5 protein-coding genes are annotated in these 17,883 nt (G+C 51.8%); 2 read left to right on the top strand and 3 right to left on the bottom strand.

Translation table 11 applies throughout. From position 1 onward, the window contains the following. Positions 1 to 57: 57 nt before the first annotated feature. On the top strand, positions 58 to 2,718 hold the full coding sequence (locus SIB79_RS12485) for a tetratricopeptide repeat protein (RefSeq protein ID WP_196757554.1): 2,661 nt from the start codon (positions 58 to 60) through the stop codon (positions 2,716 to 2,718). Next, on the top strand, positions 2,718 to 3,929 hold the full coding sequence (locus tag SIB79_RS12480; protein WP_063402821.1) for a glycosyltransferase: 1,212 nt from the start codon (positions 2,718 to 2,720) through the stop codon (positions 3,927 to 3,929). The genes SIB79_RS12485 and SIB79_RS12480 overlap by 1 nt, the downstream gene beginning before the upstream one ends. On the opposite strand, the gene SIB79_RS12475 is transcribed toward SIB79_RS12480, so the two are convergent. The 3 genes from SIB79_RS12475 to SIB79_RS12465 form a co-directional block, all read right to left on the bottom strand. Next, positions 3,887 to 5,878, bottom strand: coding sequence for a hypothetical protein (locus SIB79_RS12475; RefSeq protein ID WP_413681112.1), 1,992 nt, complete (start codon positions 5,876 to 5,878; stop codon positions 3,887 to 3,889). The two genes, SIB79_RS12480 and SIB79_RS12475, sit on opposite strands and share 43 nt — an antisense overlap. Positions 5,879 to 5,975: 97 nt before the next feature. Beyond that, on the bottom strand, positions 5,976 to 12,053 hold the full coding sequence (locus SIB79_RS12470; RefSeq protein ID WP_413681111.1) for a hypothetical protein: 6,078 nt from the start codon (positions 12,051 to 12,053) through the stop codon (positions 5,976 to 5,978). 509 nt (positions 12,054 to 12,562) lie between these two features. Then, on the bottom strand, positions 12,563 to 17,848 hold the full coding sequence (locus SIB79_RS12465; RefSeq protein ID WP_413681110.1) for a beta strand repeat-containing protein: 5,286 nt from the start codon (positions 17,846 to 17,848) through the stop codon (positions 12,563 to 12,565). Positions 17,849 to 17,883 lie beyond the last annotated feature (35 nt).

Here is a 17,883-nt window from a genome sequence, read left to right as displayed (position 1 = left end):
TACAGTCAAGTATCTATCGAAGCGCATGTCAAACTTACTGAATCGCGAATCCGCTCTGTGAGCAAGAAGGGCACTGCACGCAAGAAGGGCACTGCACGCAAGAAGGGCACTTCTAGCCTAAAAGGCTCAACTGGAATCAAATCTACAGCAGTCACAAAGTCTGTTTATCAAGTCAACCAAGCTGAATCCGTTTTCAAAACAGCTTGTATAGCTCACCAAAATGGAGATATTGGCAAAGCTATTGAAGCATATAAAGGCACTATAAATTCAGATCCAAGTCATGCGAGTGCTTGGCGAAACTTAGGAGCACTCCTACGTCAACAAGGGCAACTTGCGCAGGCCAGACAATGCACTGAAAGAGCTCTGCAGCTTGACAGCAAAGACGGATCGCTTTGGGGAAACTATGGGAATGTACTACGAGATCTAGGACTACTGGAGGAATCTGCTGATGCCTTCCGTAGCGGACTACAGCGAAATCAAGAATCTCACGGACTACTGCAAGGCCTTGCTATCACTCTTGGACGCAAAGGTGAATACCAGCAAGTTGTCGAGCTGCTTACTCCTGTTGTAGATGCAAGCAGCAACCCAATAAACGGGAGTAATAGCCTTGCAGAGCTACTGCTCGAGCTGGGCAACGCCCATCACGCTCTTGGCCAAAAAGACCTCGCTCTTAAATATTGGCATCAAGGCACCCATGGGGCTGAAGGTGAGAAACGCCTATTCATTGGTCTGAATATTGCGCAAGTACTCTGCGGCCAAAAGCAATTTGATGAAGCCAGCAAAATCTGCGAAAGTCTTGAGCCACTATTCCCCACTAGTGCAAATCTCATGTATGCCGAAGGCGTTATAGCCAAAGGCCAAGGGCAGTACGACAAAGCAATCAATCTGTTCGAACAGTCACTAAAACGAGATCCTGCCTATCCAATCTGCCTCAATACATACGGTCTTCTACTTCGGGACATTGGTCGAAGCCATAGAGCGAGGGGCTGCTTCGAGGAAGCATTGAAACATGATCCAAACTTTGGGGCGGCCATGAACAATCTGGGCTCGGTGCTCAAAGACGTTGCTCGTTATCAAGAGGCTTTGATTTGGCTACGCAAGGGAGCAGCCGAATTAGACAATCCGGCCGCCCATTCCAATGTGCTATTCACCCTGGTGGGCTATGAACTCGAGCCTGCTGATAAGCGCTTCGCCGAAGCCAGGCATTTTGCGAAACGATTTGGACGAAGCGCTTTTGAACGCTGGCGCGATGTCATTCCCGACCCTGCACCCGAGCGAGTGCTCAAGGTTGGATTGATCTCTCCTGATTTCTGTCGACATGCGGTCAGCTACTTCGTGGAGCCGCTACTCGAACATTGGGATCGGAAAGAGATAGAAATCACACTTTATTCCTGCGGAGAGCAACAGGATGACTACTCAGCCAGACTCAAAGATAAAGCCGATCAATGGCGCGATTTTCGCGGACAAAAAGATGAGGCGTGCATCACCCAAATCCAACGTGATGAAATTGACATCCTGATTGATTTAGCTGGACACACCGCCGGGAATCGGCTCACGGTACTAGCCGCCAAGCCTGCACCAATCCAAGCCACTTACCTGGGCTACTACGGCACCACCGGACTTAAGGAGGTTGATTATTGGATCACCGACGATGTCCTTCATCCCTCCGAGAACGATGACAATGATCCTTGCTCTGAAACTCGATGGCGCCTCAAACGTTGTTATGTGAGCTATAGACCAATTAAAACGGCACCACCTGTCTCCCCACCACCCTGCCTAAAGCAAAACAGAATCACCTTTGGTAGCTTCAATCAAACTCGTAAAATCACAGAACAGACTGCCAAGAACTGGTTAACAGTTCTTGATGCGGTACCAAATTCATGCCTATTGCTAAAAAGCAAGAACCTTGGCGAAGAAGTGGAGCAGGCCCGAGTTCGCCAACTTTTCTCAGCACTAGGCCTAGCACCAGATCGACTTGAATTGCGTGGACATTGCACCAGCCTCGAGGATCATCTGGCCACATATCACGACGTGGACGTTGCTTTAGACACATACCCCTACACAGGATGTACGACAACTGCCGATGCACTTTGGATGGGAGTTCCTGTCCTAACCGTGGCAGGACAATCGATGGTCAGCCGACAAGCAGCAGCAGTACTTGCCGGCGTGGGATGCGCAGACTTGATCTGTAAAGACGCTGCAGCAATGGGTGCGCGAGCTTTCGAGCTATGCAAGGATCGCACAGCTCTACTCCATAGACGTCTACAACAACGTCAACAGGTAGCCAATAGCGCGCTCCTGGACCACAAAGGTCTTGCAAAAGAACTGTCTACCAGTTTCCGCACATGGTGGCATCGATGGCTCAACACACAAGGCTGGAAAAATCCAGACAGCCATCTACAGCAACCAGCCTGGCCCCTCACCTGCTCATCAGCCAGTGCAATGGCTATAGATGCACCTAAGCCGAGCCAGCAACTGCCTATTTGGCTTGGAGCCATGTCATCTCAAGATTCGCGAAGCTGGAAAGAGCAAGGGATAGAAATAGTTCCACTGCAAACACTTAGCCCCTGGGGTGGAATTGTGAAGCTATTCCGGCCTTACAACAAGCAACGGGTTCTTATCTGGATGGAGCAAGGTTTATCTGAGAAGGATCTGAGCTGGTGGCAGAGGGTCTACCCCCAGTTGCAATGGGATTGTCAAGGACCACTAGCCAAATAATGCGGCTTTTACTTGTACACCAGAACTTCCCTGGCCAATTCAGAGATATATCGCCTGCCCTTTGCGACAAGGAGCATGAGCTTAAAGCTATCGGCTGTAGCCAACGCCAATGCGATAGCCGCATCGAAGTTCTGCGCTACGAGCATGGTGATCATCAACTAACAGGTGTCCACACCCAAACGAAGGAGGTAGATGACTGGATCCGACGATCTGAGAAGGTGGCTGAACTAGCCCTGATCTTGAAGAAGCGAGGCTGGGCGCCGGATGTCATCCTGGCTCATCCAGGCTGGGGCGAAGCGATGATGCTACGCCAAGTCTTCCCGGGCAGTCCAATGCTCATCTGGCCTGAGCTTTGGCTACGAGCCAACCATCTTGGATTGGACGAGGAACAACAACTCTCAGTACAGCAAATGCACTACTTACGAACCAAAAATTGGTTATTGGACGGAGCCATGGCCGATGCAACGATGGCAGTCCTACCAACCCGTTATCAAGCAGAAAGTTTCCCCGCCAAATGGCGTAACAAGATCCGCGTCATCCACGAAGGTGTACCCGAATCACTACTCGATGTTCCTCGACTTCAACAACTCACGCTAGGGAATGGAATCACACTTGAATCTGAGGTGCCTGTGGTGACTTTCATCAGTCGCAATCTAGAGCCCATGCGCGGATTCCCTACTTTCATGCGGGCCTTGCCAACTTTACTGCGGCATCACTCTCAGGTTCATGTTTTGGTGGTAGGAGGAGATGAGGTAAGTTATTCCAGTGCCCCTGATGATGAAAAAAACTGGCGGCAGGTAATGCTCAATGAACTGAAGGGTCAATTCGATCCTCATCGAGTGCATCTATTCGGCCGCATGCCGCATGATCAACTTGTCAAGATATATCGCCGTAGCAACCTGCACGTCTACCTGTCCAATGCGTTCGTCCTGAGCTGGAGTCTGCTGGAAGTTATGGCCTGTGGCACTCCTGTTCTGGCTAAGGCCAACCCAATGATGGAGGAGCTGATCCAACCTGGAGTCAATGGCGCCTTATGGCGCGGCGATCATCCCTTAAGCCTTGCCATGGCCATCGTGGAGTTGCTCAACCAACGGGAGCAGCTAAAACAATGGGGTAAGGCTGGGAAACAGCACCTGAAGCCAACATTTCTGCAATCTCACTGCATTAATCAACTGGAAAGGCTACTTACGGAACAGGCAGCTCGCTTCTGATGCAGCATCAACTGCAGCTGCTCAATAAACATCCGCGGGACCACATCCTTATCACAAACGGCAGAGGATCGAACCTTTTTAGCAAGTTGCCTTCTTGATGCAGCACTCTTATAGCGATCGGTAAGCCATCGAGCTTGGCTGGATAAATCAGCAGGATCTAGACAAATGTGATCACCCAAACCGACGTGTTGAAGCAACGCTGCCGATATAGCACCGGCGTAGTAAGGGGTCGGACAGGTCAGAACCGGAATACCCATCGCCAATGCATCCAAAGTTGTGGTGGTGCCACTGACAGGATGACTATCAAGATGAAGATGAATACGGCCGTAATCAGCCATAGCCTCACTGGCGGATCTCGCATAAGGAAGGGGCTGCAGTTGATGTGGAGCAACACCCGCATCCTGCAAACGAATCAAAAAACGACGACGCACAGCAGGATCGTGAAAGGAATGACTACGGAACTGCAAGACCGCATCCGGGATGTCATGCAAGATTGCACCGTAACGCCGCAACGTTGAAGACGTCAGTTTGCGTGTGTGATTAAAACTGCCAAACACACGATGCTGCGACTCGCTGTGGCGGATCGATTCAATCGCCGGCAGATCATGAAGCTGCGGAAGATAACAAAGGCTTGAGCCTGGCAAGGCCCAAAGTGGTTCAGCTCCTGGATAGGAAGAGCTAATCCATTGCATAAGCGCCTGATCAACTATCCACCAATCGCAACAACGTGCATAGGTGGGGCCAAAAAAACCTAAATAAGTGACCTGCAACGTCGCCAAGCGCTGGGAAAGAAATGCGGGATGATTATCAGCTGTATGACCACCAAGATCGAGAAGCAAATCTGGTTGTTGCTGGGAAATCCTTAAGGCCATCTGGGGCACCTCACTCGCCTCCAATGGCCACCATTCGTCTGAAAGCTCGCGAAGCTCGTCACGGATATGGTCATAATCACGAGGATGACCAACAACACTGATCACCTGAAAGTGAGACTTAAGCATGCGAGCAATTGGCAACCAGAAGCGGCCAACAGGATGGTTCCGCAAGTCAGAAGAAACAACAACCAAAAGTGGACGTTCACTAATGGTGACTCTCTGCGTAATTGACTTAGTTATAGGTATTTGCTCAGATTCAATAGGACCGAACATTTTTTGGGCCAATTGATCAAAGTGCCTATGCAACTGATCCAGAAATTCATGGGGCAACTCCTCAGAACCCAGCGACAAGAAGAGCAGATTGCTTATCGAGCCAATAGTGAATTCAACAGGTGATGCCTCATAGAGCCTGCGGAACAGATCAAGGCAACGTGATGCCTCCCCAATAACAGATAACGCTCGGATGTGATGGTCACTGATAGGGAAATAACGCCCATCATTTTGAGCTGCTGCTACTGAAAGCCACATCTGCTCAAAACGCCCCTGAGACCAAGCAACCTGCAACATAGGCAGGTAGGGGTATGCCTGCGTATACCAATCGCCAGGCCTGAGCATACGTTGAGGGGCACCCTTTAGCAATGCTCCAGTGGGCTCGCTAGTCAGACAGTGATAACTAAGGTCCTTCCTTTCAGGAAACTTTAAATACAGAAGAATGGCCAAACGTTGAAGTAAGGATATTTTCTCTTGCGGTTCAAGCAACTGCGGCAAACGATAATGAATGATCCACAACATCAGTGCGTCAGGCAACTCTGAATAAGCAAGCAACTGCCTTAAAGCCTCTCGTGGATCAGATATTTTTCCTATGTTCTCTTGAGAACGCTCAAACGTAGTACCAGGAGATCCTGTCACTTTCACGCCATGACTTCGCTGAAGCAAACGACAAGCCTCTACCGCATTAACGACATCTAGGTCACCACGCAAGCTCGCTGCATGAATGGAGACTTCTGCATCCAAACGCCTCCCTTTGTAAAAAGCTTGCTCCCAGAGAGGAAGCGGCAGAAAGCTGTTATCAATCACGAGTCCATGGCATTGCAAAGAGATTAAAGGAGCAGGAACACGGCAACAAAAAAGCCCCCGCAAGGGGGCTTTTTTAAATCGACTGATATCAGAAGTATCAGCTGAAGATCGGGAAGGTCCTTCCGAAGCCGAATATCGCCGAACCATTACCACAGAAGGTACCCGACTGGAAGAAGTCGGCACTAATGCCAGCATTACCAAAGAAGCTGACCAGCGCTCCTCCGGTCCAACCCAACGTCAGGTATCTAGATGTACCACCCACCGTCACCAAGCTGCCGGCAAGGCCTGATCCTGATCCACCGATCGAGAAGAGGGCCGAGGTGGCGGCAGAGAAGACATCAGTGGTTGACACATCACCAGCACCGGTAGCTGCTCCGAAACTGATAACCAGACCAGAGTTATGGCTAACACCAAAGCCCAAGTTACCTGTCACCGTATTGGCTCCAGCGAGATTGATCGTGTCAACTCCACCGCCGGTTTCGTTCCAGAAATAAGCCGTGTTATGGGAATTACTGATTCCAGAAGAGAAGTTGAAGTTGTCTGCTCCAGCACCGCCCCAGAAACTCACGCCAAGAGCGCCAACTGAGATGCCCCCCGAGAAGACGTCAGCAGCAATACCGCCGGCAACAGTGGTTCTAGTGAGATTGACATTGTTGAAGACAAGGCTATCAGCACCAGCACCGGCATCAATTGTTGCCCCTTCTATAGCAGCATTGAAGGCCAAGCTGTCAGCACCTCCGCCTCCGTAGAGCGCAGCTGCTCCGATGGCTCCTGAGAAGGTTGCCATATCAGCGTTAGCTCCGAAGCTCACCTGAGCACCGGTTCCGATGTATCCATCGAAGATGGCAGTGTTCTGACCGCTGAGAATCGCTACATCACCATTGGTAAAGAGACCGCTGATTCTCGTGGCTGCTAAAGCACCACTGAAATTAAGGCTGTCAGCACCTGCGCCTGCATCGATGGTTGCAGCTCCGATATCTCCATTGAAGTCAATGGTGTCAGCACCACCACCGCCATAGATCGAAACTGCTCCGATGGCCCCAGAGAAGGTGGCATTATCAGCGTTAGCTCCGAAGCTCACCTGAGCGCCAGCAGTTCCCAAAGCGCCAAAGACAATAGTGTTCGTTCCTAGAAGCTTGAAGGTGTCAGCACCATTAAGAGTAAAGGCGTTAGTGACGTTACCGCTGGAGAGTGCTGCACTTGCGAAGTAAAGGCTGTCAGCACCTGCGCCTGCATCGATGGTTGCACCAGAATCAACAGCACCACTGAAGGCCAAGCTGTCACCACCACCACCGCCATAGATCGAAGCTGCTCCGATGGCTGCGTTGAAGGTCGCCATATCAGCGTTAGCTCCGAAGCTCACCTGAGCACCGGTTCCGATAGCGCTGAAGACCGCTGTGTTTTGTCCAAGAGCGAACACATAATCTCCACTGTTCGCAGCGGCATCAATTGTGATGCCCGAAGCAACGTTCCCAGTGATATTCAGAGTGTCTGAACTGTTAATAGTGGCCGTATTGCCAGCGGCTCCGAGGGTGAGCGTGAGCGTGTCATCACCAGCGCCCAGGCTGATAAAGCCTCCGCCATAAATACCGGTCAAGGTTGCATCGTCAGCCGCTGCAGAGAACACCATCGTCTGGGTTCCGCCACCACCCCAAATGGTTGAGCCGGTCACATTGGTAGTAAAGGTGATGTAATCAGCACCACCATCGGTAGAAATAACAGCACCGCTGACGGTGTTACCAAAACTGATGGTGTCGGTACCGCCACCGCCACCAATAGTTGTATTGGAATTCACAACCGCACTGAAGACCAAGCTGTCAGCATCCGCACCACCAGAAATTGAGCTGGTGGTGAACTTCGCACTAGCTCCAAAGGTCAACGTGTCAGCACCAGCACCACCTAGAACAGTGGAGTTGCTCAAAGTGCTGTTGAAACTTAGGGAGTCACCATCGGCGCCTAGGTCGATCGTGCTGGTATTGACTTCACTCAGCAAATTGATGGTGTCGCCACCGCCGCCGCCATAAACAGAAGATGCAGAAACGGTGCTAGAGAAGACCATCAGGTCAGAACCTGCATCACCACTTACCAACGCTCCAGCTTCTACCAAAGCAGCGAGGGTAATGGTGTCTTGTCCAGCACCACCCAAGACGCTGCTATTGCTCAGAGTCTTCGCGAAACTAATGCTGTCCTCGCCAGCACCACCGTCGAGCGCCGATGCTGTCAGAGCCGCAGCAGTAGTGACAACAAAAGTATCTTTACCAACACCACCCGCAATGGTGCTACCAGAGGCATGAACACTGAGCGTGAAGGCTTCATCGCCAGCTCCAAAGTCAACCGTGGAGCCATACAGTGAGCCGCTGATCTTGATGGAATCAACATCACCGCCGCCATAAATGGCTGCGTTACTGAGCGTACTGATCGCGAACGTGTCAGCACCAGCACCACCAGAGACGCTGCTTGCCTGAACAATATTGGAAGCGAACACATAGTCTGCTCCAGCGCCAAGGTTAAAGGTGGCTATACCACTGGCACCATCCAAGAAACGAACAGAGTCATTGCCACTATTCGTCGTGATGCTATTCACACCAGTCAAGGCCTTCTCAAACGTGATCGAGTCAGCACCAGTACCGGTAGTGATCGTTGCTGATGCTGCTGCTTCTTGATAGGTAATCGTCTTATTACCTGTCACCGTCGCCTGGGACACCTTGACCAGGTCATTCTCGCTCGATTGCGTGAACAGAACTTTGTCAGCACCAACACCCATATCGATGGTAAAGCCAGGTGTTCCCGTCGTCCTGGTGCCAGACATCACGATGCTGTCTGCACCGCTACCACCAGAGACACTGCCACCGACCACAGAACCAGTGAAGGTCAGCGAGTCGCCACCACTTCCACCAAACAGGCTGTCGCCAGAGAAAACATTCAGAACTAAATCATTGGCTCCGCCGTGAAGACTGATCGTGTCACTTCCAGCACCACCTTTGATCGTGGTGGAAGTGGCCAGTGCCGACAGAGAAGCAAAGTTGATCAAGTCATTGCCTTCTTCTCCCTCGATGTAGCCGTTACCCATCGATGAGGCGATATACAACGTGTCGTTGGCGGCACCAGCCTTAACAGTGGTGCTAGTTAGCGCGCCAGTGATAGTCACCGTGTCAGATGATCCACCAAAGAGGATGGAATCAATGCCCGCGCCGGTATCCACACGGCCCGAGGCCGCACCACCCGTGAAGTTGTAGCTGTCATTGCCGCTGCCGCCATAGATCGAATCCGCGGTCATGCCGCCTGATATCGAAATCAGGTCATCTCCCTTGCCAGCAATGATCGAGCTGCTAATAGCACCAGAAGCAACAACAATGCTGTCTGCTCCAACGTTGGCTTCTAAGTAGCCCTTGGAAACGCTATTGATTTGGAACGTGTCGTTACCACTGCCACCAAGAACAGTCGTCAGCTGATTGAGTCCAGCAATAGAAAGGCTGTCATTACTATCACCACCATCCACATACCAATGAGTAGAAGCACCAGCTACTTGGATGGTGTCAGCTCCAGAACCACCAACCAAAGATGATGTACCAGCAAGGCCTCCAACGCTGAGGAAGTCGTCACCAACGCCGCCATCAATCATCGCAGCGGTGGATACTCCGTTCACCACATAGACGCTGTCATTATCAGAGCCGCCATAAATGCTGCTGGCAATAAAGCCACTGTCTATCGAGATTTGATCGGCACCGACATTGCCATAGACCTGGCTACTGCTCACCTGGCCCACGAGCGAAATCAGGTCGGCTCCACCAGTACTACCGCTGCTGCCCTCATCTCCAAAAATGCTGGAAGACGTTAAAGCTCCACCAACCCTGATTGTGTCTTCACCAATGCCTGTCTGAATCGTGGCAGATACAACAGAGTTACCAGCGCCAGCACCAACAAAATTGAAGGAGTCATTGCCCTCGCCGCCATAGACACTGGCCTTCGTTCCTCCACCAGCATTGACAACAAGGCTGTCGTTACCAGAGCCGCCATAAATCGCACCCTCATCAATACCTGCAGCGATGCTGACCATGTCAGCACCGTCACCCTCGGTACTACCACTACTGGCCCCAAAAATGCTGCCGCCACCTAGCAAAGAACCCGTAAGAGTGACAGTGTCTGCATCTTTACCACCTTCAATAAGGCCTTTAGAGAACGAGACCATATTGAAGACATCATTGCCGGAGCCGCCAAACAGCGATGCCGACTTGCCACCATTACCAATACTGATGGTGTCATCACCAAGGTTCCCGTAAACGGCACCCTGAGAAATCGCAGCAATACGGATGCTGTCATTCGCATCTTCCGTAGAAGCAGAAGAGTCACCGTAAACAGCAGCACTGCCCTGAAGCGTTCCGGTGATGACCACCGAGTCGAGACCGCTACCGCCAAGAATCTCACCAGCACTGAAGTTGCCGTCGATACTGATTAAGTCGTTAGCCGCTCCGCCATATAGCGATGTCGCTGTGGCAGCACCACCAACGCTCAAGGTGTCAGCACCAGCATTGCCGTAGAAAACAGCAGCAGAAGCACTTGCCGCCGTAATTGAGTCCGCACCATCATTTGAATCGCTGCCATCAGCAGGATTGCCACCAAACACCGTGGTGCCGTTGGCAAATGTACCGATCAGGATGCTATCGGCACCAATACCACCAACCAGAGACGAGTTCTTAGCCGCAGCAGCAATGGTGACCGTGTCAGAACCGCTGCCGCCGGTAAGACTCGCTCCATCTGCATTAGCAGCAGAAAGGGAGTCGTCTCCGTCCTGCAAAGCGGTCAAGCCACTCAGGCTGCCACCCACCATCACCGTGTCAGCTCCGCTGCCGCCATACAACGAACCAGCCAAAAGATGGCTATCCATGCTGATGAAATCTGCACCAGCTCCGGAATAGATCGTGCTGTTCGAAACCGAGCCACCCACCGTTAAGGTGTCAGCCCCATCGCTTGTGCTATCAGGATCTGCGACAGAAGTCATGCTCACTAGAGCATCCGCAATCTTGCCACTCACACGCAGTGAGTCAGTACCAAGCTGACCGCCGACTTGTCCACCCACAACAGCAGCGATGTCCAAGGTGTCATTTCCCTGGCCGCCAGCGACTAGCGAATTACTAGCTTGCTGACCAATCGAAATCGAATCATTACCGGAATTACCTTCAATATTGCCGCCGACCACACTGCCGCCGACAATCAAGCTGTCATTGCCCTGACCGCCTAAAACGGAGCTGCTAGTTACAGAACCACCGACATTGATGCTGTCATTGTCTTGGTTGCCATAAAGCTGTGAATTGCCGACGACATTGCCGCTAATGGTGATGGTGTCTGCACCAGAAGCACCAAAAACGGTTGTAGCACTCACGCTACCGTCAACACTGATCAAATCAGCGCCAATACCACCCAGAACGGAGCTGTTCAGGGCATTAAGGGAAATGTTGAGCGTGTCAGCACCGCTACCGCCGGTCAGCGTGCTACTGGTAAGACCTTTGCCAAGGCTGATCGAATCGTTACCAGCTTGGCCAGACAGCGAGCTGCTTACAACTGAACTCGCAACGGCGATCGTGTCAGCTGATTCACCAGGCCCAGCATCGAGCGTTGAACCCGTTACTGCTTTAGTGAAACTCAGCAGATCAGCGCCACTGCCACCACTCAACGTTGAATTGCTAACTGTTCCTACAACGCTGTAAGTGTCATCACCCTGACCGGCATGCAGGAAGCTGTTGGCAATCCCACCTGCAATGGTGATCGTGTCGTTACCACTATTGGCTTCTAAATAGACATTATTAACCCCGTCACGCAGACGAATGCTGTCTTCTCCTTGTCCTCCATAAAGGCTGGCGGTATTCAGCTCGCCTTGAATATCAAAACTATCGTTCTCCTGGTTGCCATAGAGAGCAACGCTAGTTAAGTCGTAATTTCCAAAATTAAAGCTGTCACCACCAGAGCCACCCTCAACCGTGCTACCAGCGCCCAGGCCAGGAACTTTCGAATTGGCAAAAAAGCTATCAGCTCCACCAGCACCAACCAAGCAACTGTTGGAGTAATTCGATCCAATACTGTCTCCGGCCGAACCCCCCAGAATCAGCTGGTCCGCAGCTGTTCCAAGGAGAGTATCCCCTGTACTGGAGCCTGTAATCGTGCTGTTGATGTTCGCCATTAGGTGGTTCTGCTTAAGGGTGCCGTGCGGCTCTGTGGGGCGGACTGCCGAGCCGCAACTCGACGATCAGTACTAGTGCACTACAAAAGCGCAAAGCATTCCATCGCAAAGATTACATACGAAGTCGACTTAGGTCAACCAGGAATTTACGGCGTGGTCAAAACGAATACAAAGGCTAAAACAACCATCAGCCAAGGCAACAAGAAGGAAAGCATATTCAGGCCAAGTATGCAGTTCATTCATACTTGGTTGATTTGAACGAACCTCCAAGCAAATAACAAGTAGTACGTGCCCGGGGATATTAATTGTATTAACAAAGAACTACAGAGCTAGTACCTAGGTACTGTTAGCGATCTATTGACGGAATGCCATGCTCCCAGAGAGGAAGCGGCAGAAAGCTGTTATCAATCACGAGTCCATGGCATTGCAAAGAGATTAAAGGAGCAGGAACACGGCAACAAAAAAGCCCCCGCAAGGGGGCTTTTTTAAATCGACTGATATCAGAAGTATCAGCTGAAGATCGGGAAGCTCTGTCCGAAGCCGAATATCGCCGTTCCATTACCACAGAAGGTACCCGACTGGAAGAAGTCGGCACTAATGCCAGCAGCACCAAAGAAGCTGACCAGCGCTCCTCCGGTCCAACCCAACGTCAGTTGTCTACCACCACTTGAAGAACCAACCGTCACCAAGCTACCGGAAAGGCCTGATCCTGATCCACCGATCGAGAAGAGGGCCGAGGTGGCGGCACTGAAGACATCAGAGGTTGACGAATCACCAGCAACGCCAGCTGCTCCGAAACTGATAACCAGACCGGAGTTATGGCTAACACCAAAGCCCAAGTTACCTGTCACCGTATTGGCTCCAAGGAGATTGATCGTGTCAACTCCACCGCCGGTTTCGTTCCAGAAATAAGCCGTGTTATGGGAGTTACTAATGGCATCGAAGTTGTAGTTGTCTGCTCCAGCACCACCCCAGAAGCTCACGCCAAGAGCGCCAATTGAAATACCTGTTCCTGCGAAAGTGTCAGCGCCCTCACCAGCGTAGACACTGCTGTTGACAAGCCTAACGCCATCTGTGTTCCGGTTGAAGACAAGCGAATCATCTCCAGCCCCAGCAACTATTTTAGTTGTGCTTATGTGACCAGGACCACCTGCAAAGGTAATGGTGTCAGCGCCAGCGCCCAGGCTGATAAAGCCTCCGCCGAAACCGCCGGTCAAGATTGCATCGTCAGCCGCTGCAGAGAACACCATCGTCTGGGTTCCGCTACCACCCCAAATGGTTGAGCCGGTCACATTGGTAGTAAAGGTGATGTAGTCAGCACCACCATCGGTAGAAATAACAGCACCGCTGACGGTGTTACCAAAACTGATGGTGTCGGTACCGCCACCGCCACCAATAGTTGTATTGGAATTCACAACCGCACTGAAGACCAAGCTGTCAGCATCCGCACCACCAGAAATTGAGCTGGTGGTGAACTTCGCACTAGCTCCAAAGGTCAACGTGTCAGCACCAGCACCACCTAGAACAGTGGAGTTGCTCAAAGTGCTGTTGAAGCTTAGGGAGTCACCATCGGCGCCTAGGTCGATCGTGCTGGTATTGACTTCACTCAGCAAATTGATGGTGTCGCCACCGCCGCCGCCATAAACAGAAGATGCAGAAACGGTGCTAGAGAAGACCATCAGGTCAGAACCTGCATCACCACTTACCAACGCTCCAGCTTCTACCAAAGCAGCGAGGGTAATGGTGTCTTGTCCAGCACCACCCAAGACGCTGCTATTGCTCAGAGTCTTCGCGAAACTAATGCTGTCCTCGCCAGCACCACCGTCGAGCGCCGATGCTGTCAGAGCCGCAGCAGTAGTGACAACAAAAGTATCTTTACCAACACCACCCGCAATGGTGCTACCAGTGGCCTTCACACTGAGCGTGAAGGCTTCATCGCCAGCTCCAAAGTCAACCGTGGAGCCATACAATCCACCGCTGATCTTGATGGAATCAACATCACCGCCGCCATAAATGGCTGCGTTACTGAGCGTACTGATCGCGAACGTGTCAGCACCAGCACCACCAGAGACGCTGCTTGCCTGAACAATATTGGAAGCGAACACATAGTCTGCTCCAGCGCCAAGGTTAAAGGTGGCTATACCACTGGCACCATCCAAGAAACGAACAGAGTCATTGCCACTATTCGTCGTGATGCTATTCACACCAGTCAAGACCTTCTCAAACGTGATCGAGTCAGCACCAGTACCGGTAGTGATCGTTGCTGATGCTGCTGCTTCTTGATAGGTAATCGTCTTATTACCTGTCACCGTCGCCTGGGACACCTTGACCAGGTCATTCTCGCTCGATTGCGTGAACAGAACTTTGTCAGCACCAGCACCCATATCGATGGTAAAGCCAGGTGTTCCCGTCGTCCTGGTGCCAGACATCACGATGCTGTCTGCACCGCTACCACCAGAGACACTGCCACCGACCACAGAACCAGTGAAGGTCAGCGAGTCGCCACCACTTCCACCAAACAGGCTGTCGCCAGAGAAAACATTCAGAACTAAATCATTGGCTCCGCCGTGAAGACTGATCGTGTCACTTCCAGCACCACCTTTGATCGTGGTGGAAGTGGCCAGTGCCGACAGAGAAGCAAAGTTGATCAAGTCATTGCCTTCTTCTCCCTCGATGTAGCCGTTACTCATCGATGAGGCGATATACAACGTGTCGTTGGCGGCACCAGCCTTAACAGTGGTGCTAGTTAGCGCGCCAGTGATAGTCACCGTGTCAGATGATCCACCAAAGAGGATGGAATCAATGCCCGCGCCGGTATCCACACGGCCCGAGGCCGCACCACCCGTGAAGTTGTAGCTGTCATTGCCGCTGCCGCCATAGATCGAATCCGCGGTCATGCCGCCTGATATCGAAATCAGGTCATCTCCCTTGCCAGCAATGATCGAGCTGCTAATAGCACCAGAAGCAACAACAATGCTGTCTGCTCCAACGTTGGCTTCTAAGTAGCCCTTGGAAACGCTATTGATTTGGAACGTGTCGTTACCACTGCCACCAAGAACAGTCGTCTTCTCATTGAGTCCAGCAATAGAAAGGCTGTCATTACTATCACCACCATCCACATACCAATGAGTAGAAGCACCAGCTACTTGGATGGTGTCAGCTCCAGAACCACCAACCAAAGATGATGTACCAGCAAGGCCTCCAACGCTGAGGAAGTCGTCACCAACGCCGCCATCAATCATCGCAGCGGTGGATACTCCGTTCACCACATAGACGCTGTCATTATCAGAGCCGCCATAAATGCTGCTGGCAATAAAGCCACTGTCTATCGAGATTTGATCGGCACCGACATTGCCATAGACCTGGCTACTGCTCACCTGGCCCACGAGCGAAATCAGGTCGGCTCCACCAGTACTACCGCTGCTGCCCTCATCTCCAAAAATGCTGGAAGACGTTAAAGCTCCACCAACCCTGATTGTGTCTTCACCAATGCCTGTCTGAATCGTGGCAGATACAACAGAGTTACCAGCGCCAGCACCAACAAAATTGAAGGAGTCATTGCCCTCGCCGCCATAGACACTGGCCTTCGTTCCTCCACCAGCATTGACAACAAGGCTGTCGTTACCAGAGCCGCCATAAATCGCACCCTCATCAATACCTGCAGCGATGCTGACCATGTCAGCACCGTCACCCTCGGTACTACCACTACTGGCCCCAAAAATGCTGCCGCCACCTAGCAAAGAACCCGTAAGAGTGACAGTGTCTGCATCTTTACCACCTTCAATAAGGCCTTTAGAGAACGAGACCATATTGAAGACATCATTGCCGGAGCCGCCAAACAGCGATGCCGACTTGCCACCATTACCAATACTGATGGTGTCATCACCAAGGTTCCCGTAAACGGCACCCTGAGAAATCGCAGCAATACGGATGCTGTCATTCGCATCTTCCGTAGAAGCAGAAGAGTCACCGTAAACAGCAGCACTGCCCTGAAGCGTTCCGGTGATGACCACCGAGTCGAGACCGCTACCGCCAAGAATCTCACCAGCACTGAAGTTGCCGTCGATACTGATTAAGTCGTTAGCCGCTCCGCCATATAGCGATGTCGCTGTGGCAGCACCACCAACGCTCAAGGTGTCAGCACCAGCATTGCCGTAGAAAACAGCAGCAGAAGCACTTGCCGCCGTAATTGAGTCCGCACCATCATTTGAATCGCTGCCATCAGCAGGATTGCCACCAAACACCGTGGTGCCGTTGGCAAATGTACCGATCAGGATGCTATCGGCACCAATACCACCAACCAGAGACGAGTTCTTAGCCGCAGCAGCAATGGTGACCGTGTCAGAACCGCTGCCGCCGGTAAGACTCGCTCCATCTGCATTAGCAGCAGAAAGGGAGTCGTCTCCGTCCTGCAAAGCGGTCAAGCCACTCAGGCTGCCACCCACCATCACCGTGTCAGCTCCGCTGCCGCCATACAACGAACCAGCCAAAAGATGGCTATCCATGCTGATGAAATCTGCACCAGCTCCGGAATAGATCGTGCTGTTCGAAACCGAGCCACCCACCGTTAAGGTGTCAGCCCCATCGCTTGTGCTATCAGGATCTGCGACAGAAGTCATGCTCACTAGAGCATCCGCAATCTTGCCACTCACACGCAGTGAGTCAGTACCAAGCTGACCGCCGACTTGTCCACCCACAACAGCAGCGATGTCCAAGGTGTCATTTCCCTGGCCGCCAGCGACTAGCGAATTACTAGCTTGCTGACCAATCGAAATCGAATCATTACCGGAATTACCTTCAATATTGCCGCCGACCACACTGCCGCCGACAATCAAGCTGTCATTGCCCTGACCGCCTAAAACGGAGCTGCTAGTTACAGAACCACCGACATTGATGCTGTCATTGTCTTGGTTGCCATAAAGCTGTGAATTGCCGACGACATTGCCGCTAATGGTGATGGTGTCTGCACCAGAAGCACCAAAAACGGTTGTAGCACTCACGCTACCGTCAACACTGATCAAATCAGCGCCAATACCACCCAGAACGGAGCTGTTCAGGGCATTAAGGGAAATGTTGAGCGTGTCAGCACCGCTACCGCCGGTCAGCGTGCTACTGGTAAGACCTTTGCCAAGGCTGATCGAATCGTTACCAGCTTGGCCAGACAGCGAGCTGCTTACAACTGAACTCGCAACGGCGATCGTGTCAGCTGATTCACCAGGCCCAGCATCGAGCGTTGAACCCGTTACTGCTTTAGTGAAACTCAGCAGATCAGCGCCACTGCCACCACTCAACGTTGAATTGCTAACTGTTCCTACAACGCTGTAAGTGTCATCACCCTGACCGGCATGCAGGAAGCTGTTGGCAACCACACCTGCAATGGTGATCGTGTCGTTACCACTATTGGCTTCTAAATAGACATTATTAACCCCGTCACGCAGACGAATGCTGTCTTCTCCTTGTCCTCCATAAAGGCTGGCGGTATTCAGCTCGCCTTGAATATCAAAACTATCGTTGTCCTGGTTGCCATAGAGAGCAACGCTAGTTAAGTCGTAATTTCCAAAATTAAAGCTGTCACCACCAGAGCCACCCTCAACCGTGCTACCAGCGCCCAGGCCAGGAACTTTCGAATTGGCAAAAAAGCTATCAGCTCCACCAGCACCAACCAAGCAACTGTTGGAGTAATTCGATCCAATACTGTCTCCGGCCGAACCCCCCAGAATTAGCTGGTCCGCAGCTGTTCCAAGGAGAGTATCCCCTGTACTGGAGCCTGTAATAGTGCTGTTGATGTTCGCCATTAGGTGGTTCTGCTTAAGGGTGCCGTGCGGCTCTG

Source organism: Prochlorococcus sp. MIT 1342 (genome assembly GCF_047304495.1).
Taxonomy (GTDB): domain Bacteria; phylum Cyanobacteriota; class Cyanobacteriia; order PCC-6307; family Cyanobiaceae; genus Prochlorococcus; species Prochlorococcus marinus_D.
This window is presented reverse-complemented; position numbering and strand designations above follow the sequence as displayed.